This window comes from Streptomyces sp. AC512_CC834, assembly GCF_019049325.1.
In the GTDB taxonomy this organism is placed as follows: Bacteria; Actinomycetota; Actinomycetes; order Streptomycetales; family Streptomycetaceae; genus Streptomyces.
Genome location: NZ_JAGMUO010000104.1, coordinates 113,309 through 138,303, shown reverse-complemented (window position 1 = coordinate 138,303; position 24,995 = coordinate 113,309). Strand labels below are relative to the sequence as shown.

The following is a 24,995-nucleotide window of genomic DNA, read 5'->3' as shown; positions in this document are numbered from 1 at the left end:
GAAGCGGGACGTCCGGTCAGTCGGTGGGGGCAGCGGTGGCGGTGGCTGCGCCGGCGGTGGCGCCTGCGGTGGGGAGAGCGCTCGGGGAGGCGGCGGGGCCGCCGCTCCGCGGGGCGCCCGTGGGAGCCCCACTCGGCGGGGCGCCCGTGGGAGCGACACCGCCCTGGGGGCGTGCGCCGCCTCCGCCGGGCCCCGGGCCGTCCCCTCCGCCACCGCCGGCCCCGAAGGGCAGCAGCGAGGCCGGGTTGACCGAGATGCCGACCCCCATGAAGGCCAGGCCCAGGATGGCCGCGTAGCCGACGCACACGGCACCCAGCAGGAGGCCGAACCGGCGCAGCAGCCGGGCGCGGCGTCCGGTGCTGTCGACGAACACGGGTCCCTCGGCGGACTCGTTGCCGCGTTTGCGACGGCGACCGCGCACGTCGGCGCGGGATGCGTAGGCAGGCTCGGAGTGCATTCCCGGGACGTTAGGGAGCTTTGCCAGTCGTGAACTGGGCGCTTGTTGTGAGATCCCGGTGAAAAGCGGTCCACGCTGTCCGTTTCCTGGGAGATGACGCCGAACCGCGCCTTTTCCTCAGCGAAGACCCAGCTAGACGTGCGACATTCACTCGTCCGAACACGGACACCGGCGAGAGCCGACGAGATCGGGAGCGTACGCACATGAGGGCTTACCGGAAGGCGGCGGCCGGGTGCGCCCTGTTGCTCGCCCTGACCACCGCGGGCTGCGCGGGACAGGACAGCGCCACCGGCACCACCGATGCGGCCCCCGCCGAACCATCCGAACCATCCGAGTCGTCCGCGACGACCACCGCCTACGCCCCCTACGTCAGCGCCACCACCGCCTCCGCGAACGACTCCGCGGGCTCCCCGGCGACGTACAACCTGGCGTTCGTCATCTCCTCCGGCGACGACTGCGCCCCGCGTTGGAACGGCGTGCAGGACATCGACGACGCCTCGGTGGCCTCCCGCGTCGAGAAGCTGAAGCAGTCCGGGCAGTCCGGTGCCACCGTCCGCGTCTCCTTCGGCGGCTCCTCCGGCACGGAACTGGCGGCGGCCTGCGACAGCGCGTCGGAACTGGCGGCGGCGTACGGCGAGGCCCTGGACGCGGCCGGTTCCACGCAGGCCGACTTCGACATCGAGGGCGACGAGCTGACCGACGCCGATTCCGTCGCCCTGCGCTCGGAGGCGATCGCGCTGCTCCAGAAGCAACGCACCGACCTGAAGGTCTCCTTCACCCTCCCCGTCATGCCCTCCGGCCTGGACGCCGACGGCCTGGCCCTGCTGGCGTCCGCCAACGACCACGCCGTACAGGTCTCCACGGTCAACCTCATGACCATGAACTACGGCGAGTCGTACACCGGCGACATGGGCGAGTACGCCCTCACCTCGGCGAAGGCCGCCCACACCCAGCTAAGGAAGGTCTTCGGAACGTCGGACGCGGACGCCTGGCGGGGCATGGCGCTCACCTCGATGCTCGGCGTCAACGACGTCGCCGGCGAGACATTCACCCTCGCGGACGCGGCGGAGGTCCGCGCCTTCGCCGAGGAGAAGGGGATCGCCTGGGTGTCGATGTGGGCGGCCTTCCGCGACCAGCAGTGCACGGAGGACGACACCGGCGCGGGCGACGCCGACACCGACACCGACGCGGACGACGCGGCGACCGACTGCAGCGGCGTGACGCAGGAGGCGGGGGCCTTCGGGGAGGCGTTCGCGGGCTGACGACGGCGGGCTGACGGCCGCGTTCAGCGCGCATGCGGCCGGCGGCCCGCGTTCAGCACCCGCGACCAGCACCCGCCATCAGCACCCGCGGTCAGCGCCTGCGGTGCACCAGCCGCCCCGCGCACACGGTGGCGACGCACGCGCCGTCGTCGTCGAGGACGGCGAGGTCCGCCCGGCCGAGGTCGACGAGGGCGGCGGGACGGGTGCGGGCGAGCACCGCGACGTCGTTGCGCTCGGCCGCGGCCCGCAGTGCGGGCGAGCCGGCGTGCTCCGCCAGGACGGCCACCGCGCCCAGCTTCAGCACGGCGTGGACCCGCTCGCGCGGCGTGGGCGCGTCCGGCAGCGGACCCTCGTGGACGCGCGCGGGCCCGAGGACACCGGGCCAGCGCCGCACCCGCGCCGCCGGGAACCGCTCCGCCAGCTCGGCAAGCGGCCCCACGGCGGCGATCCGGACCCCGTCGACGGCGACGGCGCCGCCCTTGACGGTCTCCGGTTCGTCCCAGACGTACCGGACCTCGTCCGCGGCGTGAATCGTCAGCATCGGGACGGCAGCCGTCAGTTGGAAGCGAGCAGCTTCAGCTCGGGATGCGCCGTGCCGCCCTCGATCGCCGTGGACGAGATGTGCGAGACGACCCGCTCGTCGACGGGGTCGTTCGCCGGGTCGTCGTGCACGACGAGGTGCTCGTACGTCGTGGCGCGCTGCGCCGGGACGCGCCCCGCCCTGCGGATCAGGTCGATGATCTCCAGCCGGTTGGACCGGTGCTTGGCCCCGGCCGACGACACCACGTTCTCCTCCAGCATGATCGAGCCGAGGTCGTCGGCGCCGTAGTGCAGGGAGAGCTGACCGACCTCCTTGCCGGTCGTCAGCCAGGAGCCCTGGATGTGGGCGACGTTGTCGAGGAAGACGCGGGCGATGGCGATCATCCGCAGGTACTCGAAGAGCGTGGCCTGGGTGCGGCCCTTCAGGTGGTTGTTCTCGGGCTGGTAGGTGTACGGGATGAAGGCGCGGAAGCCGCCGGTGCGGTCCTGCACGTCCCGGATCATGCGCAGGTGCTCGATGCGCTCGGCGTTGGTCTCGCCGGTGCCCATCAGCATGGTGGAGGTCGACTCCACGCCCAGCCCGTGCGCGATCTCCATGATCTCCAGCCAGCGCTCGCCGGACTCCTTCAGCGGCGCGATGGCCTTGCGCGGACGCTCCGGCAGGAGTTCGGCACCGGCGCCGGCGAAGGAGTCGAGCCCGGCGGCGTGGATACGGGTGACGGCCTCCTCGACCGACACCTTCGAGATCCGCGCCATGTGCTCGACCTCGCTCGCCCCCAGGCTGTGGATGACGAGCTGCGGGAACTCCTTCTTGATGGCGGCGAAGTGCTTCTCGTAGTACTCGACGCCGTAGTCCGGGTGGTGGCCGCCCTGGAACATGATCTGCGTGCCGCCCAGCTCGACCGTCTCCGCGCAGCGGCGCAGGATGTCGTCGAGGTCGCGGGTCCAGCCCTTGGCGGTGTCCTTGGGCGCGGCGTAGAAGGCGCAGAACTTGCACGCCGTGACGCACACGTTCGTGTAGTTGATGTTGCGCTCGATGATGTACGTGGCGATGTGCTCCGTACCTGCGTACCGGCGCCTGCGTACGGCGTCGGCGGCGGCGCCCAGCGCGTGCAGCGGGGCGTCGCGGTACAGGTCGAGCGCTTCCTCCGGGGTGATCCGCCCACCGGCGGCGGCGCGGTCGAGGATGGGCTGAAGGTCGGCCTTCTCGGTCACCGGCGTCCCTTTCGCAAGGTTCGTAAGGGTTGTGGACAGACCTGCCCAGCGTACGCCAGGCCTTTCGGACGCCGGTCGCCGGTCTTCGGGCGCCGGTCTTCGCGCGTCGGGCGTCGGGCGTCGGTCCTCAGGCCGCGTAGGCCCCGATCAGGAGGCCGAGGAAGGCGCCCGCGATGAGGAACGGCCCGAACGGGATGGCCGTCTTGCGCCCCGCGCGCCGCGCGACGAGGAGGGCACCGCCGTAGAACGCGCCGAGCAGGAACCCTGCGAAGGTGCCCAGCATCAGCGTGGGCCAGCCGTACCAGCCGAGGACGGCACCGGCCGTGAGGGCGAGCTTGACGTCGCCGAAGCCCATGCCGGCCGGGTTGATGAGGAACAGCACGAGGTAGCCGGCGCCGAGGGCGAGGGCGCCCAGCAGGGCGGTGGTCCACTCCCCCGCGTGTTCGGGCACGAGCGCGACGAGGCCGAGCAGGACGAGCGCGGCGGCGGCGAGCGGCAGGGTCAGGGGGTCGGGCAGCCGCCGTACCTTCAGGTCTACGACGGCCAGCAGCACGCCGGCCGGCGCGAGCAGCAGCCAGACGGCCAGCTCGGGGCGGGTGCCGGTGGCGGCGGCGAGGGCGGCGCAGACGAGGGCGGTGACGGTGGCGAGGGAGGCGGTACGAGCGCCGTACGACGTGTGGCCGGTGTCGCACTGCCCGCACCGGGCCCGCCCGAGCCAGCCGCGCACCGGGTGTTCCCGGGGGCACCGTTCGCGCCACGCCTCCCCGGACGGGGCGGAGAAGCGGTAGGCGGCGCGTGGCAGCAGCGCACCCGTCGCCGCGCCCCAGAGCGCGGCGACGAGGACGACCAGGAGGTCGATGTCGATGCCCATGTCGCTGGCGATGTCGCTGGCAATGTCGATGTCGATCAGGAGGTCCACCCGGCCCTTCGGCTCAGCCCGCTCTCAGCCCGCTGCCGCGACGCCGTCGCGCCAGGTCGGCAGCAGCTCGTCGAGCAGTGCCTCGGTGCGCGGCGGCAGACCGCGCGCCCCGCTGCGGCCGATCAGGTCGGCGGCGAGGGCGCGGAGCCGGCCGGTGTCGTCGGTGGTGTGCGTGGCGCGCAGCAGTTCGTGCCACAGCCGCTCGTCGGTCGGGGCGGTGCGCAGGGCGGCGTTCAGCGCCTCGATGGCCTTCTCCGCGCGGTTCCTCTCCAGGTGGAACTCGGAGAGCGCGAGCCCGGTGTCGGCGACGAGCAGCGGGAGCTGGGCGTCGATGATCTCGTGGGTGAGCCAGCGGTAGCGGCCCTCGGGCCGGTCGGCGAGCAGCGGCCCGCGCACCAGCACCAGCGCGTCGGTGAGCAGCCGCCCGCGCACCTGGCGGCTGTCGACGCCCCGGCCCTGCGTGGCCTCGTAGTAGAGGGAGCGCAGTACGTCGAGGTCGGAGACGACGGACTTGGCGAGGGTGAGCCGCCCGGTGGCGTCGGTGGCGAGCCTCGGCGTGCCGTCGGGGTCGGTGCCGAGCCAGGCGTGCAGCCGCTCAAGGAGCGCGTCGCGCACGTCGCCCGTCACCCCGCGCGGCCACAACGCGGAGGACAGCACCCGCGGGTGGACGCCCTCGCGGTGCAGCAGGAGCAGCGCCAGCGCCTCGTGGAGCAGGGCGCTGCGCTCGCCGTCGGGCGCGTCCAGGCCGATGATCTCGTACGACCCGACGAGGCGGGCGTACACCGCGGGCCGCCCCTGCTCGCTGATGTCGACGAGGAACGGCGGGGCGTTGGCCGGCCGGCCGGGCCCGCGCCCGGAGCCGGGCCCGCGCCCGGAGCCGGAGCCGGGGTCGGCGTCGCTGAACAGCTCGACGACGGCGCGCCGCTGGGCGGCCGGCAGCAGTTGCGCGTCCAGCTCGAGCCCGAGGAGCGGCGCGAGCAGCCTGCCCTCGCCGGTGATCTCCATCTCCCAGGCGGCGCCCGGCAGGTCGGCGCCCCCGGTGCCGACGAGGTAGCCGATGCCGAGGCGCCCGGCGTCGGCAGCGAGTTCGGCGAGCCGCAGGGCGTCCTCGTCGGACGGCTGGGCGGCGAGCAGCACCAGGTGCGGGGCCCAACGCGTGTGCTGCGCGGGCCCGGTGCGGCCGGTGAGCACGGAGTCGTGCCCGGCGGCCCCGAGCGCGCCGCGCCGCTGCCGGGTCTCGGCGGACATGGTCTCGAAGAGGTCCTCGAACCCGTCGAGGTGACGGATCCGGTTGGGCGCGAGGGGCGTGAGGTCGTCCCCGAACCCGACGAGCGTGATGGTCATACGGTCCGACCAGCCGTTGGTGGCCAGTTCGGCGGCGACCGACGCGAACACGGCGGCCCGGTCGGCCTCGTCGCCGCTGAGCGAGACCATGCCGGGCACGGCCTCCAGGTTGAGCAGCAGCCGGGAGTCGTCCATGGTGCCGAGGCTGACGAGACCGGGGTACGGCGCGGCCGTGTCGGCGTCCTCGTACCGCTCGGCGTCCGCGCGGGCCAGCATCCAGAAGGTCTGGTCCTGTCCCTGCTGCCAGGGCGAGGGCGGCCTGCCGGACGGCTGGGCGAGCTGGAGATGCAGGTCGCCGTTGCCGCTCAGCCAGGCCGCGTAGACGACGGGCAGCGGGCGGGACTCGGCGGCGAGGGACGCGGCCAGCCCGCGCAGCGACCGGTCGAGCAGGCGTACGCCCTCGGGGTCGGCGCCGACGAGCAGCGCGTCCTGCACGTTCTGGGCGTCACCGGTCGGCGTGGGCGGCTCCATGCCGCGCCGGCCGCCGACGGCACCGAGCGCCGACTGCCACATCGCCTGCCGGCGTCGCCGTCCGAGGGCGCCGAGGAGACCGGCGGCGAGGAGGGGCGCGGTGAGGAGGGCTTCGGGCAGCCCGAAGGAGCGCCCGTCCTGTCCGGCGGCGGGGGTGGCGTGCTCCTGCCCGGCGCCGGGAGCGGGGGTCGCGGGTGTGACGGGGGTGGCGGGAGTCGCGGGCGTGGGCGCGGGCACCGGCCGCTGCTCGGGCAGGGAGACCTGGGCGTCACCGCTCCCCTGCGCTCCGCTGCCGCTTCCGCCTCCGCCCTGCGCGTGGTCGCCGCTCTGGGAGTAGTCGCTGATTTGCTGCTGCACCTGCTCGGAGACGTTCGGCGCCTCGTCGGGCATCTCGACCAGCTCGCCGCCGCGGGCGTCGCCGGGCATCTCCATGATCCATCCGGGCCGGATGAGCGAGGCCTCCGACAGCCTCGACCCGTCGGGCTGCACCCGGTCCTTGTTCAGCTCGAAGATCTCCTTGTACCGGCGCCCGTCACCGAGGTGCCGCTCGGCGACCTCCCAGAGGGAGTCGTGGTGACGTCCCTCGGGTGGCTGGATCCGGTAGTACTTCGTGTCGCCGTGCGCGGCCGAGGCACCCCCGTCGGCACGGGCGGCGGCCTGCCCGGCCTGTCCCGCCTGCTCGGCGAGGGCGTTCGCGGTGGCGGCGGCCTGCTCCTGCTGCTGGGCGAAGACGCCGGGCGTCTGCTGGGCGGCGGCGACGGACGGCCTCTGGTTCCCCTCCAGGCTCTGCCCGAGCTGCGACAGCCCCGGCGTGAGGCTCGCCGCGGTGGCGCCGACGAGCAGCAGGGCGGCGACGAGCTGCCGGGCCAGCAACTGACTGGGCCCGGACCCGGGCACCCGCCCCGGCACCCCGACGCCGGACAGCGCGGCCTTGACCTCGACGAGCACGCAGGCGGCGAACTGCGCCCACGCGAACCAGACGATGACGGTGAGGATGTGCAGGAAGGTCTGCACGGTGATCTCACGCTGGAGCCAGTCGAGGCTGGGCGCACCGCCGGGGAACGGCCACCCGGCGGTGACGGCCAGCGCGAGGGGCACCCCGACGACCAGCACGGCCAGCACCAGGAAGGCGAGGAACGCCTTGACGAAGTCCCCGAACGACCGCCGCCGCACCCGCACCGGCTGGGGCGTGCGGTTCCTCGGAGTCGAGGGAGCCGGACGGCCCGAGGGAGCCGAAGGAGCCCGGGGAGCCGAGGGAGCCGTCGAGCTGGAGGAGCTTGATGTGCGGCGTCGCGGCATGGGTGGAGTCCTGGGTCGTGGTCGTGGGCGGAGGAGGCCGCGGGGGCGTCCGGTATGAGGGGTGTGCTGAGCCTACAGAGATCCTATGGACTCCCACCGACAGCGGCGAAGGGGCGAGAGAGGCCCGCATCACAACTTCCGCCCGCTTCACGCCGTTTGCCCGCTTACGTCGGCCACCCCTTCACACCCCGCACACAATCCCCGAAATCCGACCAGAGCGCGTGCACGCCCCCCTGATAACTTCGTTCCCTGTCGCACACGCCGTACCCCGGGGGGAACACCAGTGGCCCGCAGCAGCGCCCTCACCATGACCGCCGCCACCTTCACCGCAACGGCGGCCCTGCTCCTGACCGCCTGCGGCGGAAGCGACGACGACTCGTCGCCGGACGACATCAAGGGGGCGGGGACGGGGGCGGGGAGTTCTTCGACGTCGGCTTCGGCGTCGGGCGCGGCCGACGTGGAGCGGCCGGACGTGAGCCTGCCCAAGGACCTGAAGCTGGTCTTCGACTTCGAGGAGCCGTCGGACGCGGACCAGGCCGCAGCGCTCGAGGACGCCGCCAACTACATCCGCGCCTTGGACCACGGCATCGCGCAGCAGGATCCCAACGATCCGGCCTATCAGTTCTACTCGACCGGCGGTGCCGAGAAATACGCCAAGTCACAGATCGAGGCGTGGGTGAAGGACGGCTGGACGGTCACCGGAAACGACCGGTACTTCGACGCCGGCGTCGAGCCCGTGGGTGAAGGCAAGTCCACACTCGTCACCTTCTGCCGCAATCAGGCGAAGTTCTACAGCAAGAAGGTCAAAACGGGAAAGGTCAACGTCACCGAAGAGAACCTGGACAGTTACCAGAAGTTCAGCCTGCTGATGAGCCCGTCCGAGGAATCGGCCACGGTGTGGCAGGCACGGCAGATCGAGGTGCAGGGCCGGGTGAAGGAGTGCAAGGGATGACCATGCCTCGTCACGCCCTGTACTGGTCGTCCGCAGCTCTCTCGGCTGCCCTGATCGCAGGCCTGGCCCCTGCGGCTCATGCCAATGGAACGCCTGGCAACACCACGACTCCTCCGGCGGACGAGAGTTCGGAGGGCAACCGCCAGGGCAGCACCCTGCTGGCCTCGGTCTCCCAGTCCAGGATTCAGCTCACCTATCCCGACGGCCGAACCGGCAGCGGCTCGATGGAGGACCTGACCTCGGTCGACCCCAACTGGGAGCCGCCTGTTTGCTGGTACGAGCCGGCCTTCACTCCGGAACAGCTCAAGTCCGCAGTCGCGGACCTGAAGAAGAACGGCGGCCTGGGCGCCGTGAACGCCCATGAGTTCTGGACCTCGGGAATCTTCGTCGATCACTACGAGGAGGGCGAGGAGCAGGACAACTTCGACATCAACTCGTCCAAAAACACGATGGCCAAGGGCTACAAGGACTACAACGTCGGCAAGGACGGGATGTTCTGGCGCAGCGTGGTCCGCAAGGGGCACGAGGACGACACCAAGGCCTGGGACTGCGGTCGCGTCATGTTCTGGCAGGACGCCGGCACCATCCCGGACGACGAACACGCGCCCACTCCCGAGACGCTCGCCGCCTACGCGTACGACCAGATCGACGTACCCAAGACCGAGGTCGAGCTGAAGCCCCAGACGAAATCCACGGTGAACCTGCCCACCTGGGTCTGGCTGGACAAAGGCACCTTCAAGGAGGTCAAGGTCCGCGCCGAACTGCCCCACACTGGTCTGTGGGCGGAGACGACCGCGAAGCCCGTCGCCCTCCACCTGGAGCCCGGCACGGCCGACGCCGAAACGTTCCCCGCCTCCGGCGACTGCGAAATCAACGCGGACGGCTCCATCGGCACGCCGTACACGAAGGGCAAGGCCGACCAGACCCCGCCCTGCGGCATCCGCTACCTGCGCGCCTCGGGCGGTAACCCGTACCAGCTCAAGGCCTCGATCACCTGGGAAATCTCCTGGGAGGGCACGGGCGGCGCCCAGGGCGACCTGCCGGACGGCACCTTCGAGACGACCCAGGACATGGAAGTCCAGGAGATCCAGTCCATCAACCGCTGAACAGATCTTCCGCACGCGTGACCTGAACCGCCCGCTGGGACCAGATCTTGAGCTGCTTCGGATCCGTGCAGGCGAGCACCCGCTCCCGCACGGCACCGGGCACCGGGATGCCCCGCCACTCCAGGATCTCCAGCGTGATCTCGGAACGAACCTCGGCCCGCCCCTCCTCCCGACCTTCCACTCGGCCTTCCACGCGGCCTTCCACCCGACCTTCCTCACGGACCTTCTCGGCCACCGGGTTGTTGAAGAAGTAGCGGATCTCCGACATCAGGTCCCTCCAGAGGTCCTTGGCCCGGGGATCCCCCAGGCACGATTCGATGAGCTGTCCGAACATCGCCGCACTGTCGCCGTCGACGGTCCGCAGAGCGAAAGCCAGTGGCTCCAGTATGGCGGCAGCCTTGGCGCCCCGCCCGTGTGTCATGGCCGACAGGACGGCAAGCGGCACGTCCCGCTCGGCCTCCCGCTCATTCGCGATCACCGGCACGTTGTCCGGACCGATCACCAGCGGTCGCACCGTCATCGAGTCCCAGCCGGGCAGTCCCCGCCGGATGGGCTGCGCCGCCCAGCGTGCCGTCGCGCTGTTCTGCGTGATCACGACGAGCACCGGCTCACAGCGATACTTCTCGTACAAATACGCGAGGTAGTACGGCCAGCTTCCGCGCTTCTTCTCATCCTTCTTCCCCTGCGCCTCGATGACGAGGAGGTAGGCCCCTTCGTCCGTCTCCACCCGCATCAGCGTGTCCACACGCCGCTCGACGGGCTCGATCTCCGTGACGTCCGTGTTCAGGACCGCGAAGTCACGCGGTTCCGGGAACGGAACGTGCAGCACTCTCTGGAATGCCCGCGTCAGCAGCGCGGGGTCCTTCTGAAAGACCCAGTGCAGCGCCTCGTGCGACGAGCCGACCATCAGCTCTCCCTCCTGTACGACGTGATCAACGAGCTACGCCGCGACAAGGTCACCCCACACGTACTTGCCCCCGGTGTGGAAAGGGCGTCGCTGGGCCCCGGCCGGACGCGGGATCTCATCCATCACTTGACGAAGGAACTGTGAGGCACGAGGCGTGACCAGACGCATCCACTGGCGGAAGTCCTCCTACTCCGAGGGAGGCAACGGCAACACGTGCGTGGAGATCACTGCGCGCCCGAGTCGCGATATGTGGCTCGAAGGCCCCCTCCCAGGGCACACTTACCGTCCCGGGCGGCGCGTTCACCGCGCTGGTTCGGAGCCTCAGGGCGACCACCATCTGAGAGGGGACTGCCGGCCATGGGCAAGAGCGACCTCGCACTGCCGTTGACCGAGCTGGAGGACTACGGGCGCCGGCTGCGGTCGCTCAAGACGCGGCTGAACCACACCAAGAAGCTCTTCGAGTCGTACAGGGACGACATCGGCGACGGCAGCGTCAACGACGCGCTCGACGACTTCGAGTCCAACTGGGAGGACGGCCGCGAGGACATCACCCAGCAGCTCGACGCCCTCGGCAGCATGTCGGATGCCGTCGTCCGCGAGGTCAAGAAGCTCGACGACGACCTCACCAAAAAGGTCAACGACGCCGTGAAGACGGAGGACAAGCGGGGCGGCAAGGGCAACAGCGGCGGCAAGTAGCGCCGCTGAGGGCCGTGCCGGGACCGGTCCCGGCACAGTGCCACTACCGTGCCGACATGCCGCGATTCGATCTTGATCAGCGTCTCCGGGGCAGGCGCTCCCGCCGAACAGCCGGACTCGGGGTTGTAGTTGCCGTGTGCCTGCTCGGCACCGGGTGTTCGAGCGGGCAGGGCACGCCGCGGTCGTCGTCCCCGCATCCCACATCGTCCTCCGCCGCCGCCACCTCGTCCTCCGCTTCCCCCTCTGCCGCAGCGCAGCCGAGCAAGTACAGCCAAGGCCAACTGGCGTCGCAGCCGTGTCTCGCCCTCGACGAGCACGACCTTGCCGCCCTCGGAATCACCGGCCGGGGAGAGGAGGAGTCCGGCAAGAACGGACCGACCTGCAGGTGGAAGTTGGCTGGACAGAACGTCAGCCTCGGCCTGGACCTGCCCCTGTCCTACGCGAAGACCATGACCAAGAACGGGCGCGTCACGCAGGTGCCGGTGGGGCAGCACAAGGCCATCCAGGCCGAATTCCAGCGGATCTGCTTCATCTTCGTCGCGGTGCACGACACCGATCGTCTGGTCGGCACCACCACCATTCCGGAGCCCGGGGAACCGCAGGACACAACATGTCCCGCGGGGGCGTCCGTCGCCGCCGCTGCCCTGACCCATATTCGATGACGTCCCAGCCCGCACGCGCGCTGCGGCTCGCTGAACAACTCCGCCGGCGCTGAACTGACGGGTGACTGCTCAGCAGGGCGACAGTGGCGGCAGGCAGGGCCGGTGAGGCTGAAGCTGCCTGTCGTAGTGGGGACCGGTCCCGGGGCACCGCCCTACGATGTGCGCACGTCTCGCTGCGGAGGGAAGGAAATCGTGGGCTACCTGGAACGACGTGTCGCACTGATCGCCAAACGGGCTGCGCCGCACCTGGAGCCCGGAGAGAAGATCCAGACCGGATTCATCGCGCAGAGCGGTTCGTCGGTCTTCACCGCGCGGGTGTGGACGTTCGTGGCCACCGACCGCGCGATTCTGATCATTCGTCGCGGCGGCGTGCAACGCCTCCCCCGCGACCTCCACTTCGGCGAGCCGACCGGCATGTACCACAACATCGAGCTCGACCGCACGTACAAGGTGCACCGGCAGTACTACACGGAGATCGCCACCGCGGACCAGGCACTGCGCAAGATGCGGGGCGACGACCAGCCCTGAGCCCGGCCCGTCCGGTCAGCCACCTGTCAGCCCACCTGTCAGCCCACCAGGTTCTCCGCGACCGCCTGCCCGTGGACGACCACGTCGCCGCCGTAGAACATGCCGGTGAAGACCGGGGAGTACGTGAGCTGGACCTCGACCTCCACCTGGGCCGCGTCGGCCGTGACGCAGTGGGTCGCGGCGATGTCCGCGCCGGTCATGTCCATCTCGGCGGCGAAGGCCTTGACCCGGGCGTTGCAGTTCTCGTAGTTGATGGGGGCGGGGCCGCCCACGTCGTCGTAGAGGGCCTCGCGGTCGATGTCCTGGGCGGCGTAGCGCGCGGCCTGTTCGGCGATGTCCGCGGCGCGTTCGCGCTTGGAGATGGACATGCCGCCGTCGATGACGAAGGCCGAGAGGGAGAGGAAGACCAGGGCGAAGATGATGACCGCGCCGGCACCCGAGCCCCGGTCGTCAAGGCGGGTGCGCCGGTCCGCGAGCCACTCGCGTACGAGAGATCTCACGCCGTCCTCCGGTACGGGTCCAGCGGGGAGCTGAAGGTCGCCGACAGCGTCGTCGGGATGTTCAGGCCGATCGAGGCCAGGCCGCGTACCTCGCAGCTCACCTCGACCGTGAAGAGGGTGTCCGGTTCGAAGCCCGCGCTCTTCTGGACGACCGAGACCGGGCCGGAGCAGACGTCCGTGAGGTTGGCCTCGGCGGCCTTCTTCGCCTCCGCGATCGCCGTCCCGTGGTCCTTCTGGATCGAGCCCGCGCGTGCCGCGTCCCTGGCGGCGCCGTCGAGTGCGCCGCGGCCGTCGACCAGTTGGCCGAAGGCCACCAGGACGAGGATGAAGAGGATCATCACGGGGGCCAGGATGACCACCTCGATGGTGGACAGGCCCCGGTCGTCCCGGTTCCCGCCCTCGTCCCCGCCCTTGTCCCCGTCCCCGTCCCCGTGCAGGTTCATCTAGTTCTCCCCCTCCTGCACGAAGCGCTCCACCGGGCCCATCGACTGGGCGTGCACCGTCAGGTCCAGGCCCGGGAAGACGGTGGGGATGCGGGCCGTGATCTCCACTCCGACCGTGTTCTGTTGCGGCTGGAGGGTCTTCACATCCGGTGACAGGACCAGTTGGGGGCCGAGCTGGCGGATGTAGCTGTCGACCACGTCGTGGGCCTCGCCCCGCCACGCGCCCGGCTGGGCGTCGGCCGTCGCGCGGGCCTTGCGTGCGCCGGCCTGGGCCGCGGCCTGCGCCACGTGGTCGGCGAAGAAGTACAGCCCGAACTGCACCGTCGCGAAGATCATGAAGAACAGCACGGGAGTGAGCAGCACGAACTCGATCGCGGTCATGCCGGAGTCGTCGCCGCGGGTCGCCGCAGCCTCGCGCGCGGCGTCCACCCTGCGGCGCACCCGCCCGAGGATGCCACCCACGCCGGTCGGCATCCTCGTCCTCCCCGTCTGTCCCGTCACTTCGTCCCCGTCAGCGCCGTATAGCCGCACGTCTGTACGTCCGTACAGCCGTCGTATAGCCGTATACCGGCCGGTCAGCAGGTCTTGCCCGCGTCCGCACCCTTGATGCAGTCGCCGACCTTGTTGGCGCCCTCGCTGAGCGCGGCGTTGATGATGGCGGCCACCACGCCGACGATCGCGACGACGACCGCGGAGATGATGACCCACTCGACCGCCGAGGCGCCGCGGTCCAGTTCGCCGGAGCGGGCGCGCTCGACGCGGGCCCGCAGGAAGGTGATCAGGAAGTCCATGGGCACGATGCCCGTGGTGCCGGTGCGGAGGTTCCGTCCGTTCATGGTGAGTTCTGTCCTCTCGTATCAGTTCTGGGAGTTCGGGGAGTTCTGGGAGCGAAGCGGCTCGGAGCTGCTGTATCGGAACCGAGATAACTGCGTCGAAAGCCGCGTCACACCTGGAACACCCGCATCGCCGCCGGATAGATCAGGAACACCAGGAACCCGGCGCACAGCAGGAGCTGGGCCACGAGCATCGACTGGGACTTCTCGCCCGCGCTGCCCTCGATCTCGGAGAGTTCGCGGTGCCGCATGGTCTCGGCGCGGGAGGCGAGGGACTCTCGGACCTTGGCGCCGTCGTCCGCCACCAGGGCGAGCGAGGCGGAGAGGTCCTTGAGTTCCTCGACGCCCAGGTCCTCACCGAGCTGCCCCAGCGCCTGCCACTGGCTGATGCCGGTGATGCGGGCGTCGGCCAGGGCGTTGCGGATACGGTGGGTCGCCCAGCCGTCCGACACCTCCGCCGCCGCCATAAGGGCCTCCGGAAGACCCCGGCCGCCGGCCAGGCTCATGGAGACCAGGTCCAGATACGCGCCGATCACGCGCCGCAGGTCACGGCGTTTGTCGGCGGCGTCCCGGCGTACCTCCAGGTCGGGGAGGAAGAAGAAGAGCGCCGCGCAGAGCAGGGCCATCCAGACCGGGATGATCGGGCTGTCGCCGAAGCCGAGCTGCCAGACGATCGCGAACAGGAACGGGCCGAAGAACAGCCCGCCCGCGGCCAGCAGTGCCTTCGTCGCCAGGAACTTCTCCCAGCTACGGTCCAGTACCGCCAGGTCCGCGCGCAGCGAGCGCTGCTCCCAGCCCTGCTGGAGGTACAGCTCGGCGACGCGGGCGCCGACCTGGGCGCGCAGCGAGCCGAGGCGGCTGGTGTCCTTCGCCGCGCGGGACGACTCGTACGCCGCCCCGCGCGCCCGCATCGCGTCGATCCGGGCGACCTGCTGGATCGGGCTGCGTCTGCTCGGCATCAGGGCGCGGACCAGGGCGTAGATGCCCAGGCCGATGACGGCGCCGACCAGGACCGGCATTGTCAGGTTCATCGTCGTACCCCCTCGTCTCCAGACGCCGGCGACGGCTGGGACGGTTGCGGCAGGCGCTGTACGGGCTGTCCCGGCTGGCCGGAGGGGCCCGGCTGACCCGGATGGCCCGGATGACCCGGGTGGCCCGGCGTGCGGGGGCGCACGAACTGGACGTCGGAGCCGTCCCGGACCAGGAAGCGTTCCGGCGTCTCGATGGTCGACAGCTTGCGCAGCCACCAGAAGCCCAGCGCGAACAGGCCGCACACGCAAGCCAGGACGAGCTGGCCGACGGGCGAGCCGTACGGCTCGACGAAGTCCCGGTTGAAGATGGACAGGCCGAGGACGAACAGGACCGACACCGCCACCACGATCTGCACGGACCGGCGGGTCGAGGCGCGCTGCGCCATCACGCGCTGGCGCATGTCGACCTCCTCGCGCGCCGACTTGGCGAGCGCGCCGAGGACCTGGCGCAGACCGGGGCCGCGCAGCCGCGCGTTGAGGATCAGCGCCGCGACGATGATGTCGGCGGACGCGTCGTTGATCTCGTCGGCCAGGTGCTGGAGCGCCTCGGGCAGCGGGGTGCGGGAGCGCAGCCGGTCGACGAGGGAGTCCAGGTGGGGCCGCAGGACCGGCGCGGCGGCACGGGCCGAGGCCGGGATGGCCTGCTCCAGGCCGACCGCGCCCGCGATGGTGTCGCGCAGCGACTCCGTCCAGGAGGCGAGCGCCTCGACCCGCTTCATGGCGGCGCGTTCCTCGGAGGCGCCGCCGAAGAGGCGGTCCCAGAAGAAGACGAGGATGCCGGCCGCGATGCCCAGCACCGCCCAGCGGGTGAGGAGCAGGACGACGAGGCCGACGATGGCCGCGGCGGAGCCGCGCCGGCCCGCCCAGCGGATCAGCTCGTTGACGCGCTCGCTGGCCTGCCGCTTCTCGTGCTCGGGCTTGGCGGGCAGTCCGCGTACGGCGACCATGAAGAGGGCGAGGCCGCCCCCGACGGCGACGCCGCAGCCGAGCGCGTACAGGACCGTGGTGGAGAACAGCCCGCCCATGGAGCCGAGCGAGTCCAGTGCCGCGAGCGGCACGCCTGCGGTGTGTGCAGTCTCTGCGGTGTGTACCGTCACGTCCGTCACCCCCACGTTCCGTTGGGCCGGTAGCCGTAGGCGATGAGATCCTCCAGGCAGGCGATGGGGGCGTGCGGTACGACCTGGCCGTCGGGCGTCTCGGCGAACACCTCGCTGGACAGCACGCGGCCGTCGACGCCGTTGACCTCGCGGACCGAGGTGACCATGCGCTGGAGGCGTCCGCCGCTCTGGAAGTCGTTGCGCCGCTGGACGAAGACGACGAAGTTGACCGCGCCGGCCACCAGCATCTGGCTGGCCTCGATCGGCAGTCGCTCGGTCGCCTGGAGGGCGTACGTGGAGATGCGGTTGAAGACCTCGTGCGAGCTGTTGGCGTGGATCGTGGAGAGGGAGCCGTCGTTGCCCTGCGACATCGCGTTCAGCATGGTGACGATCTCGTCGCCGAGCACCTCACCGACGATGACGCGGGAGGGGTTCATACGCAGGGACCGGCGGACCAGTTCGGCCATGCCGATCGTGCCCTGGCCCTCGGAGTTGGGGAGCCGCTCTTCGAACGCCACGACGTTGGGGTGGAGTTCGGGGAAAGTATCGAGGCCCAGTTCCAGCGCCCGCTCGACAGTGATCAACCGCTCGTGCGGCGGGATCTCGTTGGCGAGGGCGCGCAGCAGCGTCGTCTTTCCGGCGTTGGTGGCGCCGGCGATCATGATGTTCTTGCGGGCGCGGACCGCGCAGGCCAGGAAGTGGCCCAGCTCGGGGGTGAGGGTGCCGTTGCCGACCATGTCGGAGATGAAGACCTTGCCCAGGCGGGCGCGGCGGATGGACAGCGCCGGGCGCCGGGCGACGTCCATGACCGCCGACAGACGCGAACCGTCGGGCAGTCGCAGGTCGAGCTGCGGGTTGGCGGAGTCGAAGGGGCGGGAGGACAGGCCAGAGTAGGCGCCGAGGATCTGGATCAGCTCGATGAGTTCCTCGTCGGTCTCGGCGACCGGCTCGCCGCGCGTCTCGTGCCCGTCGGAGTAGCCGACGAAGACGTGGTCGCAGCCGTTGATGTCGATGTTCTCGACCTCGGGGTCGTCGAGGAGCGGCTGAAGCCGCCCGACGCCGAAGAGCGCGGCGTGCACGGCGGCGGCGTACGCCTCCTCCGTCTCCGCGTCCAGCGGCGTACGCCCGGCGTTGATCTCGGCGCGGGCGTACTCCTCCAGTATCTGCGCGATGACGGCGCGCGCGTAGTGCCGTTCGTCCTCGGTGGACATCGGCGTGACGCCGCCGACCTGGTCCTGGCGGCGCTGCTCGGAGATGCGGTCGCCGGCGTCCTGCCTAAACCGCTTGACCAAGGAGTGGTCGACAGCGGTCATCGGCCGGCCCCCGGGTGACCGGTCAGGTCGGCGCCGGCGGGCCCGGGTCCGGTGGGCATGGACCAGGCGGCGCCGAACTGCTGGTACAGGTCCGAGGTGACCTTGCGGGCCGAGCGGATGAGCAGCGACTTCTCCAGCCGCCCGCGCCTGCGTCCGGCCAACTGGTCGGCACCGGCCGGGTCGTCGGCGATCGTGCCGACCACGCGGGCGCCGGTCTGGGCGTGCACGAGCATGTCGTTGACCTGGCCCGACAGCTTGGCGGCGTTGTTCGTGTCGGCGACGAGGACGACGCCGATCAGCGGCGTGCCGAGGCTCCCGGCACCGCGCGGCCCGCCGTGCAGCCTGTTGTTCAGCGCGGCGGCGCGGTCCCGGACCCGGGCGATGGCCTCGGGCTCGGTACGGGAGACCAGCAGCACCAGGGCCGCGTGCGGAAACAGCTCGGTCGCCGGGGAGTCCCCGCTGACGCGGCCGCAGTCGGCGATGACGTCGGCGGGCGCGTTCGGGGAGTCGGCGAGGGAGGCGAAGGCGCGGCCGAGGGTCGGCCACAGGCCCGCGAGCCCGGCGGCCTGCTCGGAGATGCCGAGTCCGACGAGGACCTCGAGGCCACCGCTGAGCGGCTGTACGTGGTCCCAGAGCTGGTCGGGTACGAGCCCGCGGCGGGCGGTGGCGGCGATCGACAGCATGCCGGTGTTCGGGTTCAGCGGACCGCCGTGCGCGGCGGCCGACCGGTACACCAGGTCGCCGCCCGCCGGGTCGGTCTCGGCGAGCAGGACACGGCGCGGCCAGACCGCCGCGAGGGCGACGGCCGCGGTGGTGACGCCGGGGGAACCCTTGTCGGCGGCGAGGGCGATGAGGGCCATGGCTTCTGGGCCGCCTTCTACTTGCCGGGGATCAGAACGACGGCGACCTCGCCGGCGGACGCGGCCTGCGTCAGTGCCGCGGCGTCGGCGGCGTCGACGGTCAGCGTGACGGGCAGGTTGGTGCTGGTGATGGTGTCGCCGCCGGCCGTTTCGGCGTCCTCGACCACCGCGCGCTCGACCAGCAGGGAGTTGTCGGCACCGGCCGAACCGGAGGCGCCGTCCTCGTCGCCGCTGCCGGAGGTCTTGTTGCCGACGCGGTAGACGGCGACGTTGTCGCCCGAGTCCAGGCCCTTCGGGTACTGGCCCTCCTTGAGGGAGACGCCGACCGTGACCTTGCCCTCCTCCATGTCGGCCTTGCCGGTGAACATCTGGCCCACGACCACGGTGCCCTTGTAGATCGTGGACTTCGCCTGGAGCTTCTTCAGGCCCTCACGCTGGTCCCACGGCACGAAGTCGGCGCCGGAGTCGTCGTTCACCATGACGACCTTGATGTTGTCCTTGTTGATGGACTCTCCGGGCTTGATGTCGGCGGTCACCTGGATCGCCTCGATCCGGTCACCGACCCGCAGCACGAGCATCGTCGCACCGAGCGCACCCAGCAGGATCAGCAGCACCGCCAGCGCGGCCAGCGCCGGTTTGCGCTCGCGAGGAGGGCTGGGAAGCCGGTCACCGACCGACGGCTGAGCCGGAGCCGCGGAACGCCCCGCGCCCGCCCCCGTACGCTCCTGGATCTTCACGCAACCGCTCCCCGTACACCCAAGAAAATTGTCTGCCACGTACGTACTCGGGCACCGATCACCCAAGTACACAGAATCATCTGCAAATTCGGACACTCCACCCGTGCCCGCCCGACCGGTGACGTCCGGGGACATCCCCTGACGCACCCGCCCGACCTGGGCAAATGAGCAGCAGTAAGGCGAGTGTCAAGCCATCGCACCGTATCAGCCGCACATAAGCCCCTCAAGGCGCGCCCGCCCCCTGCCCACCCACCCCGCACAGCGTTACTCATCTGCAACTTCGCACCGGTGGAACCCCCTTGAGCACGGGCCGCCAGGCAGCCACTCCCACTGTGCTCACGCGAATGGAAAACGGCCAGGGCCGGACACCATCCGCGTGCTGTTCGTCACGGTGCGCACATGAGCCCTGCACGATTCACTCACGAGGAGGCCGACCACCCGTGCCATGATCTTCGCTCGGAACAGTTCGGAACTGTAACGGGGCGAGTACGCAGGGAGCATGGGGAGAGCAGTGGGGGAAACGGTGGATCTACTCCCGGTCAACGGAGCGGCGCTGTCGGCCGACCCGAGGGCGGCAGAGGCCATACGCGCCGTCGGCACACGCCACGGCGTCGACTACACCGATGACGCGGCGGTGACGGCCCTGCTGGCGGAGCGGCGGCAGGCGTTGCAGGCGACGCAGCACGGCACGCTCATCTGGCTGGGCGGATCAACACTGATAATGGGGGTCGTCTGGCCGTTCATCGGCCCGATCCTCCCGGCGTTCGCGGGCAAAGATCCGTTTCTGGTGGCCGCTCCTGCGGGACCCCTCCTTGTCGTCGCCGTCGCGGCCCTCACACTCGTACGCGTCCGATGGAAGCGCGAGTTGATCCACCCGGTACTCGCCGGCTACCGCGAGACGCTGGGCGTCGCCCGCGCCCACGGGGTACCGCTGACACACATACCGGCGTGGCTGGAGGGCCGGTCGTCGACCGGAGGAGGGAAGGGCGCCGCCCCCGTCCCGACGTATCCGCCGGTACAACCGGCCGCCGCGCAGGCAACACCCGTTCCGACAACACCGGATCGGGACGGCAACGCACCGGACGACGAAAGCCCGGCATCGGAATCCACCCCCGAGCCATCGGCCCCTGCCTCCACCCCCGCCCCCGCCGTACCCGTACCGCCGAAGCCCTCGAAGGTCGAGGACTACGAACGCATGGCCGACGTAGGCGGCTGGCACGACGAGACAGGCTGGCTCCTCATCTTCGCCGGCGTGATCGGCACCGCCTGGGCCTACACCGACGGCTCCCCGATCGGATACGCCACCGTCTTTCTCGTCCCCATGGCCGTCTTCGTCTGGCTGGCGGGCAGCCGCCAGGGCGACGAGAAGAACGAGCTGCGCGAGGAGGCCCTGAAGTACGTCAAGGCACTGGAGGCAGCACAGGCGGCGGGCGCCCACGTACCGGAACTCTCCCCGCAACTGCGCGCACTGGTCGACAAGGACTGACTTCGTCCTCCCCTCAGATCCGGCACCCGGACCACCGCACACCCGCCAACCTACGGAGCAACGGAGTCCCCCGTGAACCGCCCCACATCGGCAGCCCTCGTCTCCCTGTCCCTGCTCTCCCTCGCCGCACTCACGGCGTGCGGCGGCGGCAACTCCGACTCGGACTCGGCGACCGACAAGCCGAAGGCAGGCGCGTCGGCGTCCGCGTCGGCATCCACGGCCGAGGCCCCCTCCCCCGCGGAGCACCTGGCCGCGACGATCGTCACGAAGGCCGACACGGACGGCTTCAACGTGGACGAGCCGACGGAGGAGTACGCCTTCGCCAAGTCGACGGACGAGGTGACGGTCGACAAGCCCGTCTGCGCACCCCTCGCGTACGCCATGAACCAACTGCCGCTCGGCACCCCCGAGGCCGACCTGACCCGGGTGACCTCGGGACCGACGGACGCGCCGACACAGCTTACGAAGGGCATCACCTACACGTACGTCACCCTGGCGTCCTACGCCCCGGGGAATGCACAGGCCACCTTCGCCGACGCGCGGAAGGCCGTGGACGCGTGCGGGGACGGCTTCACGGCCAAGGCGAACGGCAACGAGAGCCCGTACGACTCCGTCACGGCGGAGAAGGTCACCCCGGCCGGCGACGAGTCGCTCGGCTTCACGTCCACGATGACCTTCCGCGACGTCCAGCACGTCCTGCACGGCGAGTTCGTCCGCAGCGGCGACGTGCTCGCCGTCTACTTCTCGGTCGACGGCATGGCGATCGCCAACGGCAGGCCGAGCGACGCGAAGCTCTCGCCGACGGTGGTGAAGGCGCAGAACGGGAAGCTGGGCTGAGGCCGCGAGAGACCACGGGTTGCGCGTCGCGGCGGGCGCCCCCTCGTCTGCTGCCTGGGCGTGCCCCAGTCGCCGGGGCTGGGTGCTGCCGACTACGCCTGCCGGGCGGCGCGGCTCTTCCCCTTTCCCTTCTTGCGCAGCTTCCGCAGGCGTTCACGCTCCCGGGCACGGCGCTCTTCGAGGACGGCGCGACGCCAGCGGTAGGTGAGCCATCCCACCGTGGCCACGCAACCGACGTACACGAGGAGCGCGGGACCGGTCCCCGCGACGTACGAGCAACCCGGCGCGTCCGACTGACAGTTCTTGCCCGGAAGCCCGCTGATCAGGAAGTAGCCGGGCGCTACGGCAGCCACCCAGCACGCGCCGCGGGCCACCCTGCGCAGCATCCTGGACGCCTTCCCAGAGCCGGCCGCCGCGGTACGGCTCTCGAGCCTCTCCGACAGAGCGCCACCCCAACCGAGAAGAGTGACCAGCCCCAGAACGCCCCCGGCGCTCCAGGCACCTCCGGGCAGCCCGTACAGCACGGGCGCACCCTCACGCGCGACCCAGCGCACACTGCCGATACCGAAGACGACGACGACTCCGGCGGCGACGACGGACAGCGCAATCACGACCCCGTCCCGCCCCCGGAACCGAGACTGACGCGGATGCCCTTGCTCCACTTGTCCGCTCCCTCGCTCACGCCTCGTCATACGCCCGGTCCCACTTGCTCTGGCGCACGCCACCCCAGGTACCCATCACAACGGCCGCCCCGAAGAGCGTCGCGAGGACCGCTCCGTCGGAGCCGGCGCGCCCGTCATCGGGACTCGCGATGCCTTCGGGGTCGTACCGCACGCGCAGCTCGTCGCCCTTCGACGTCCAGTCCCCGCAGCCGTCGCTCTCCGAGAGCGAGGGCGAGATGTCCCGTCCGTCGACGGTGCGCAGTTCGCAGTGGTTGGTGCTGCTGTAGTCCGCACTGACGACCACCGCGTCGGCCCACACACCCCGGTCCGCCAGTGCGGCCGTGCCCCCGGCGGCCATGCCGAGGAACCCCATGGCCATTCCGGCGATCAGCGGCACGATCAACTGCCACGCCAGCTTCCGCTTCTTGAGCGGTGCGCGACGCAGCAGGAGCATCGGGACCAGGAGCGACGCCAGGGGAAGAACCAGAATCGCGAGCAGCCCCCCGCCCCACGCACCACGGACGGAAACGGCACTACGGGCCCCAGCCAGGACAGCCCCAACGACCCCCCGGCGCACACCAGGCTGAACGCCAGCCACCGCACCACATCCGCCTGCCACCAGGCTCTCGCACCGGCCGGATCCTGCCGAACACCGGACCTGCCCCTGAGCCCTGCCCTGGCCCTGGATATGTCGTCAGCCACGTGACTCTTCGCCCCCATTAACTCCTCGCGCGTGCAGGGCACCGTAACGCTTCCTGAGAAGCACTGCTCTTTGCCCGTTGCTGCCACGCACACCGCCTCAGCAGCCCTGCTGCTGACGGCGTGCGGGGGCGGGGACGACAAGTCCAGCGACAACGACAAGATCACGAGGGTCGATGTGTCCGTACCAGCAACGTCGACTACCCCTGACGCTTTTGGGCGACACCACTGAACGGCCGACAGGGAAGCATTCGGACGACATCACCGAAACCCTCGAGAGCTGGAAGACCACATCCGGGCGCGAGCTGAGGAGTCGGCGAAGGCCGGCTGAGCTCAGGGCGACCAGACATACGGTGTCGTGGTGGTGACCGCGTGCAGGCCGAGGCGGGTGAGGATCGGCGCGCTGTCGGCCGAGGCGTCGACATAGACGTAGGGGACATCGCGAGCAGCAGCGAGTTGGGCTCGGTGGGCGACCATGGCCCGGTAGATGCCCTGTCCGCGCCATTCCTTGACCGTTGAGCCGCCCCAGAGGCCGCCAAAGTCGACGCCGTCTTTGAACACCAGCCAGGCGGCGCACACGACTTCGGTGCGCGCCTCGGCGACGAGGACGACGATGTTCTCTGGGGTGTTCTCGACCCGGGCGGCCAAGTCCTCGGCGAGCCAACCCCGGTCCTCGCCCCAGACCACGCTCTCCATAGCAGCGATGCGCTGGAGGTCTGACCTGGCGGTGACACGGCGCAGAGTCACGCCGTCGGGCAGGACGGGATCGGCGGCAAGGTCTGCGGAGTGCCCAATGAGCACGGTCTCACTGTCCTCGGCGACGAAGCCGGCCGCCGTGAGCCGGTCAATGAGGTCGGCGGGGAGGTCATGGGCGCGAGTCTTCCATTCGACCGCCTCACCACGGGCAGCGTAGAAGGCACGCTGCCGCTCTATGAGCGTGTCGAGTTCTGCCCCGCACAGACCGAGGTCGCGTGGGCCCGTGACAAAGCCACGGTGCCAACCGACGACACGGGTCAATGGGCCGTCCGTCTCGACGCGGGCGCTGCCGCCAGGCGGGGCTACATCACGGAGTTGGGCGTCATACGCGGTGCGGAGTTCGCCGATCAGGGTGTCCTTCACTCGAACACCGTACGGACCAGGTCAAGTGATTAAACGCCGGTCGAGACCACGCAAACATCCAGGCTGCAACGAGTCACAGTCCCGCGCCGAGCAGGCACGCGAGGCACGTCTACGCCCACCGCGCCGGAGCGCTGCGGAATCAGTCCTGTCCCGCAGTCCGTGTCGGGAAGGTCGCCGTGCCGATCTCGACCCGCTCCCCGGTGGCCAGCGTGAAGCTGACCGGCTGACCGTACGGAATCTCCGCAGTCCGCCCGTACCCCGCCCCCGTGCGGCTCCGACATCACGGTGACCATCGCCTTGAAAGGGCACCGAGAGAGACCGAAACATCCCAGTGACTCCGAATTACCCCGATTCTTGGAGTAGTTCGTTCTGGCGAAACTGGGAACCCCACAGATGCGGCGGCCGGCGCGGATACGCCCTTGTCCCGGGCGAGTTGGGCCAGCCGGGTGCCGTCGACGAACCAGCGCAGCACGAGCACGGCCTGCCTGACGACGCCCATGGCGCGGGTAACCCTGCGGGTCCTGAGCCGTTCTCGGTGGTCCCGCAGCAACTTCGCGAGGTGCTCGGCGGTCGCCCTGCGGGCATCGAGCACAGCGGTGTAGGTGGTACTGGATGACACGTGGAGCCTCTGGCGTACGGAACGAACTTCGCACACTTGTTCCTTCTTGAGGCTTCGCTCACGCCTGACGTCGAATCACCATCCCACCGTCCGGCATCATCAAGCCCCGCAACCGTCACGTTGCCGAGAAGATCTCAGTGACCGCAGCCCTCACGCGCATTGAACTGATCCGCCGTCATGCTGCCCCCAAGTTCTCGGCCACGCCTGGCCGGACGACGTTGCCATGCTGATCGAACCCTCACGACATGGCCTCTGCGAGGCGGTGGCATCGGTCGCGGGGAGCCCCTTCTCTTCGAACTTCTGTGCCTTGTAGGTTCACGGGTGCACAAGAGTTGTTGATGTCACCGGTAGGTGTCGACGGGGGTTGCGTGATGGTGGGCCACAGGCCGAGTGACTGGCAA

General features: G+C 70.4%; 27 protein-coding genes and 1 pseudogene. 9 read left to right on the top strand and 19 right to left on the bottom strand.

Translation table 11 applies throughout. The annotated features are described in order from the left end of the window. Positions 1-16 precede the first annotated feature (16 nt). On the bottom strand, positions 17-457 hold the full coding sequence (locus KUM40_RS34220) for a hypothetical protein (RefSeq protein WP_217170191.1): 441 nt from the start codon (positions 455-457) through the stop codon (positions 17-19). Positions 458-660: 203 nt separating this feature from the next. Between KUM40_RS34220 and KUM40_RS34215 the strand changes: the two genes are divergently transcribed. Beyond that, positions 661-1,719, top strand: coding sequence for a chitinase (locus KUM40_RS34215; protein WP_217170190.1), 1,059 nt, complete (start codon positions 661-663; stop codon positions 1,717-1,719). Positions 1,720-1,810: 91 nt separating this feature from the next. On the opposite strand, the gene KUM40_RS34210 is transcribed toward KUM40_RS34215, so the two are convergent. The 4 genes from KUM40_RS34210 to KUM40_RS34195 all read right to left on the bottom strand — a co-directional run bounded on the left by KUM40_RS34210 (position 1,811) and on the right by KUM40_RS34195 (position 7,387). Next, positions 1,811-2,260 (bottom strand): hypothetical protein, encoded by a 450-nt coding sequence (locus KUM40_RS34210; RefSeq protein WP_217170189.1) that lies wholly within the window; start codon positions 2,258-2,260, stop codon positions 1,811-1,813. 14 nt (positions 2,261-2,274) lie between these two features. Then, positions 2,275-3,474, bottom strand: coding sequence for a cyclic dehypoxanthinyl futalosine synthase (gene mqnC / locus KUM40_RS34205; protein ID WP_217170188.1), 1,200 nt, complete (start codon positions 3,472-3,474; stop codon positions 2,275-2,277). A gap of 127 nt (positions 3,475-3,601) precedes the next feature. Next, positions 3,602-4,345 carry an A24 family peptidase gene (locus KUM40_RS34200; RefSeq protein ID WP_217170299.1) on the bottom strand — a complete coding sequence of 248 codons (744 nt, stop codon included), beginning with the start codon at positions 4,343-4,345 and terminating at the stop codon, positions 3,602-3,604. Positions 4,346-4,417: 72 nt separating this feature from the next. Continuing rightward, positions 4,418-7,387 carry a BTAD domain-containing putative transcriptional regulator gene (locus KUM40_RS34195; RefSeq protein ID WP_374227446.1) on the bottom strand — a complete coding sequence of 990 codons (2,970 nt, stop codon included), beginning with the start codon at positions 7,385-7,387 and terminating at the stop codon, positions 4,418-4,420. 403 nt (positions 7,388-7,790) lie between these two features. Here KUM40_RS34195 and KUM40_RS34190 point away from each other — a divergent pair, with 403 nt between their 5' ends. Then, positions 7,791-8,459 (top strand): hypothetical protein, encoded by a 669-nt coding sequence (locus KUM40_RS34190; protein WP_308401296.1) that lies wholly within the window; start codon positions 7,791-7,793, stop codon positions 8,457-8,459. A gap of 2 nt (positions 8,460-8,461) precedes the next feature. After that, positions 8,462-9,565, top strand: a complete 1,104-nt coding sequence (locus KUM40_RS34185) for a hypothetical protein (RefSeq protein WP_217170297.1) — start codon at positions 8,462-8,464, stop codon at positions 9,563-9,565. Here the strand turns inward: KUM40_RS34185 and KUM40_RS34180 are convergent. Then, complete coding sequence (locus tag KUM40_RS34180; protein ID WP_217170186.1) at positions 9,555-10,472, bottom strand: hypothetical protein; 918 nt, start codon at positions 10,470-10,472, stop codon at positions 9,555-9,557. The two genes, KUM40_RS34185 and KUM40_RS34180, sit on opposite strands and share 11 nt — an antisense overlap. Before the next feature lie 154 nt (positions 10,473-10,626). On the opposite strand from KUM40_RS34180, the gene KUM40_RS34175 reads away from it, so the two are divergent. From KUM40_RS34175 to KUM40_RS34160, 4 genes are all read left to right on the top strand, one after another. Further along, positions 10,627-10,860, top strand: coding sequence for a DUF397 domain-containing protein (locus tag KUM40_RS34175; protein ID WP_374227445.1), 234 nt, complete (start codon positions 10,627-10,629; stop codon positions 10,858-10,860). After that, complete coding sequence (locus KUM40_RS34170) at positions 10,830-11,168, top strand: hypothetical protein (RefSeq protein WP_217170185.1); 339 nt, start codon at positions 10,830-10,832, stop codon at positions 11,166-11,168. The genes KUM40_RS34175 and KUM40_RS34170 overlap by 31 nt, the downstream gene beginning before the upstream one ends. 134 nt (positions 11,169-11,302) lie before the next feature. Beyond that, positions 11,303-11,830 carry a DUF3558 family protein gene (locus tag KUM40_RS34165; protein ID WP_217170184.1) on the top strand — a complete coding sequence of 176 codons (528 nt, stop codon included), beginning with the start codon at positions 11,303-11,305 and terminating at the stop codon, positions 11,828-11,830. Between the two features lie 192 nt (positions 11,831-12,022). Further along, on the top strand, positions 12,023-12,358 hold the full coding sequence (locus tag KUM40_RS34160) for a hypothetical protein (protein ID WP_217170183.1): 336 nt from the start codon (positions 12,023-12,025) through the stop codon (positions 12,356-12,358). Between the two features lie 38 nt (positions 12,359-12,396). Here the strand turns inward: KUM40_RS34160 and KUM40_RS34155 are convergent, their stop codons facing one another. From KUM40_RS34155 to KUM40_RS34115, 9 genes are all read right to left on the bottom strand, one after another. After that, positions 12,397-12,858 carry a TadE/TadG family type IV pilus assembly protein gene (locus KUM40_RS34155; RefSeq protein ID WP_217170182.1) on the bottom strand — a complete coding sequence of 154 codons (462 nt, stop codon included), beginning with the start codon at positions 12,856-12,858 and terminating at the stop codon, positions 12,397-12,399. Next, positions 12,855-13,301, bottom strand: a complete 447-nt coding sequence (locus KUM40_RS34150; protein ID WP_217170181.1) for a TadE/TadG family type IV pilus assembly protein — start codon at positions 13,299-13,301, stop codon at positions 12,855-12,857. Before KUM40_RS34150 ends, KUM40_RS34155 begins: the two co-directional genes overlap by 4 nt. Continuing rightward, entirely contained in the window at positions 13,302-13,775 is a 474-nt protein-coding gene (locus tag KUM40_RS34145) for a TadE family protein (RefSeq protein ID WP_217170180.1), read from the bottom strand. A 101-nt stretch (positions 13,776-13,876) separates the two neighbouring features. Beyond that, positions 13,877-14,137, bottom strand: coding sequence for a hypothetical protein (locus KUM40_RS34140; protein WP_217170179.1), 261 nt, complete (start codon positions 14,135-14,137; stop codon positions 13,877-13,879). 107 nt (positions 14,138-14,244) lie between these two features. Beyond that, positions 14,245-15,165 (bottom strand): type II secretion system F family protein, encoded by a 921-nt coding sequence (locus KUM40_RS34135; protein ID WP_217170178.1) that lies wholly within the window; start codon positions 15,163-15,165, stop codon positions 14,245-14,247. Further along, a complete protein-coding gene (locus KUM40_RS34130; protein WP_217170296.1) occupies positions 15,162-16,190 on the bottom strand; it encodes a type II secretion system F family protein in 1,029 nt (342 codons plus the stop codon). Before KUM40_RS34130 ends, KUM40_RS34135 begins: the two co-directional genes overlap by 4 nt. A gap of 77 nt (positions 16,191-16,267) precedes the next feature. Then, the gene (locus tag KUM40_RS34125) at positions 16,268-17,575 is read right to left on the bottom strand and encodes a CpaF family protein (RefSeq protein ID WP_217170177.1); all 1,308 of its coding nucleotides are present in this window, start codon (positions 17,573-17,575) and stop codon (positions 16,268-16,270) included. Continuing rightward, on the bottom strand, positions 17,572-18,435 hold the full coding sequence (locus KUM40_RS34120; protein WP_217170176.1) for a hypothetical protein: 864 nt from the start codon (positions 18,433-18,435) through the stop codon (positions 17,572-17,574). The genes KUM40_RS34125 and KUM40_RS34120 overlap by 4 nt, the downstream gene beginning before the upstream one ends. A gap of 17 nt (positions 18,436-18,452) precedes the next feature. Next, on the bottom strand, positions 18,453-19,172 hold the full coding sequence (locus KUM40_RS34115; RefSeq protein WP_217170175.1) for a hypothetical protein: 720 nt from the start codon (positions 19,170-19,172) through the stop codon (positions 18,453-18,455). Between the two features lie 523 nt (positions 19,173-19,695). Here KUM40_RS34115 and KUM40_RS34110 point away from each other — a divergent pair. Next, positions 19,696-20,658 carry a hypothetical protein gene (locus KUM40_RS34110; protein ID WP_217170174.1) on the top strand — a complete coding sequence of 321 codons (963 nt, stop codon included), beginning with the start codon at positions 19,696-19,698 and terminating at the stop codon, positions 20,656-20,658. A 72-nt stretch (positions 20,659-20,730) separates the two neighbouring features. Then, positions 20,731-21,495 carry a hypothetical protein gene (locus KUM40_RS34105; RefSeq protein ID WP_217170173.1) on the top strand — a complete coding sequence of 255 codons (765 nt, stop codon included), beginning with the start codon at positions 20,731-20,733 and terminating at the stop codon, positions 21,493-21,495. A 92-nt stretch (positions 21,496-21,587) separates the two neighbouring features. On the opposite strand, the gene KUM40_RS34100 is transcribed toward KUM40_RS34105, so the two are convergent. The 4 genes and pseudogenes from KUM40_RS34100 to KUM40_RS41805 form a co-directional block, all read right to left on the bottom strand. Further along, positions 21,588-22,106: a hypothetical protein gene (locus KUM40_RS34100; RefSeq protein WP_308401295.1), complete on the bottom strand. Its 519-nt coding sequence runs from the start codon at positions 22,104-22,106 to the stop codon at positions 21,588-21,590. Positions 22,107-22,173: 67 nt separating this feature from the next. Then, positions 22,174-22,611: a hypothetical protein gene (locus KUM40_RS34095; RefSeq protein WP_254396077.1), complete on the bottom strand. Its 438-nt coding sequence runs from the start codon at positions 22,609-22,611 to the stop codon at positions 22,174-22,176. A 578-nt stretch (positions 22,612-23,189) separates the two neighbouring features. Beyond that, positions 23,190-23,975, bottom strand: a complete 786-nt coding sequence (locus KUM40_RS34090) for a GNAT family N-acetyltransferase (protein WP_217170171.1) — start codon at positions 23,973-23,975, stop codon at positions 23,190-23,192. Between the two features lie 409 nt (positions 23,976-24,384). Further along, a pseudogene (locus KUM40_RS41805) lies at positions 24,385-24,594 on the bottom strand (IS5/IS1182 family transposase); the annotation flags it as partial. Positions 24,595-24,995 lie beyond the last annotated feature (401 nt).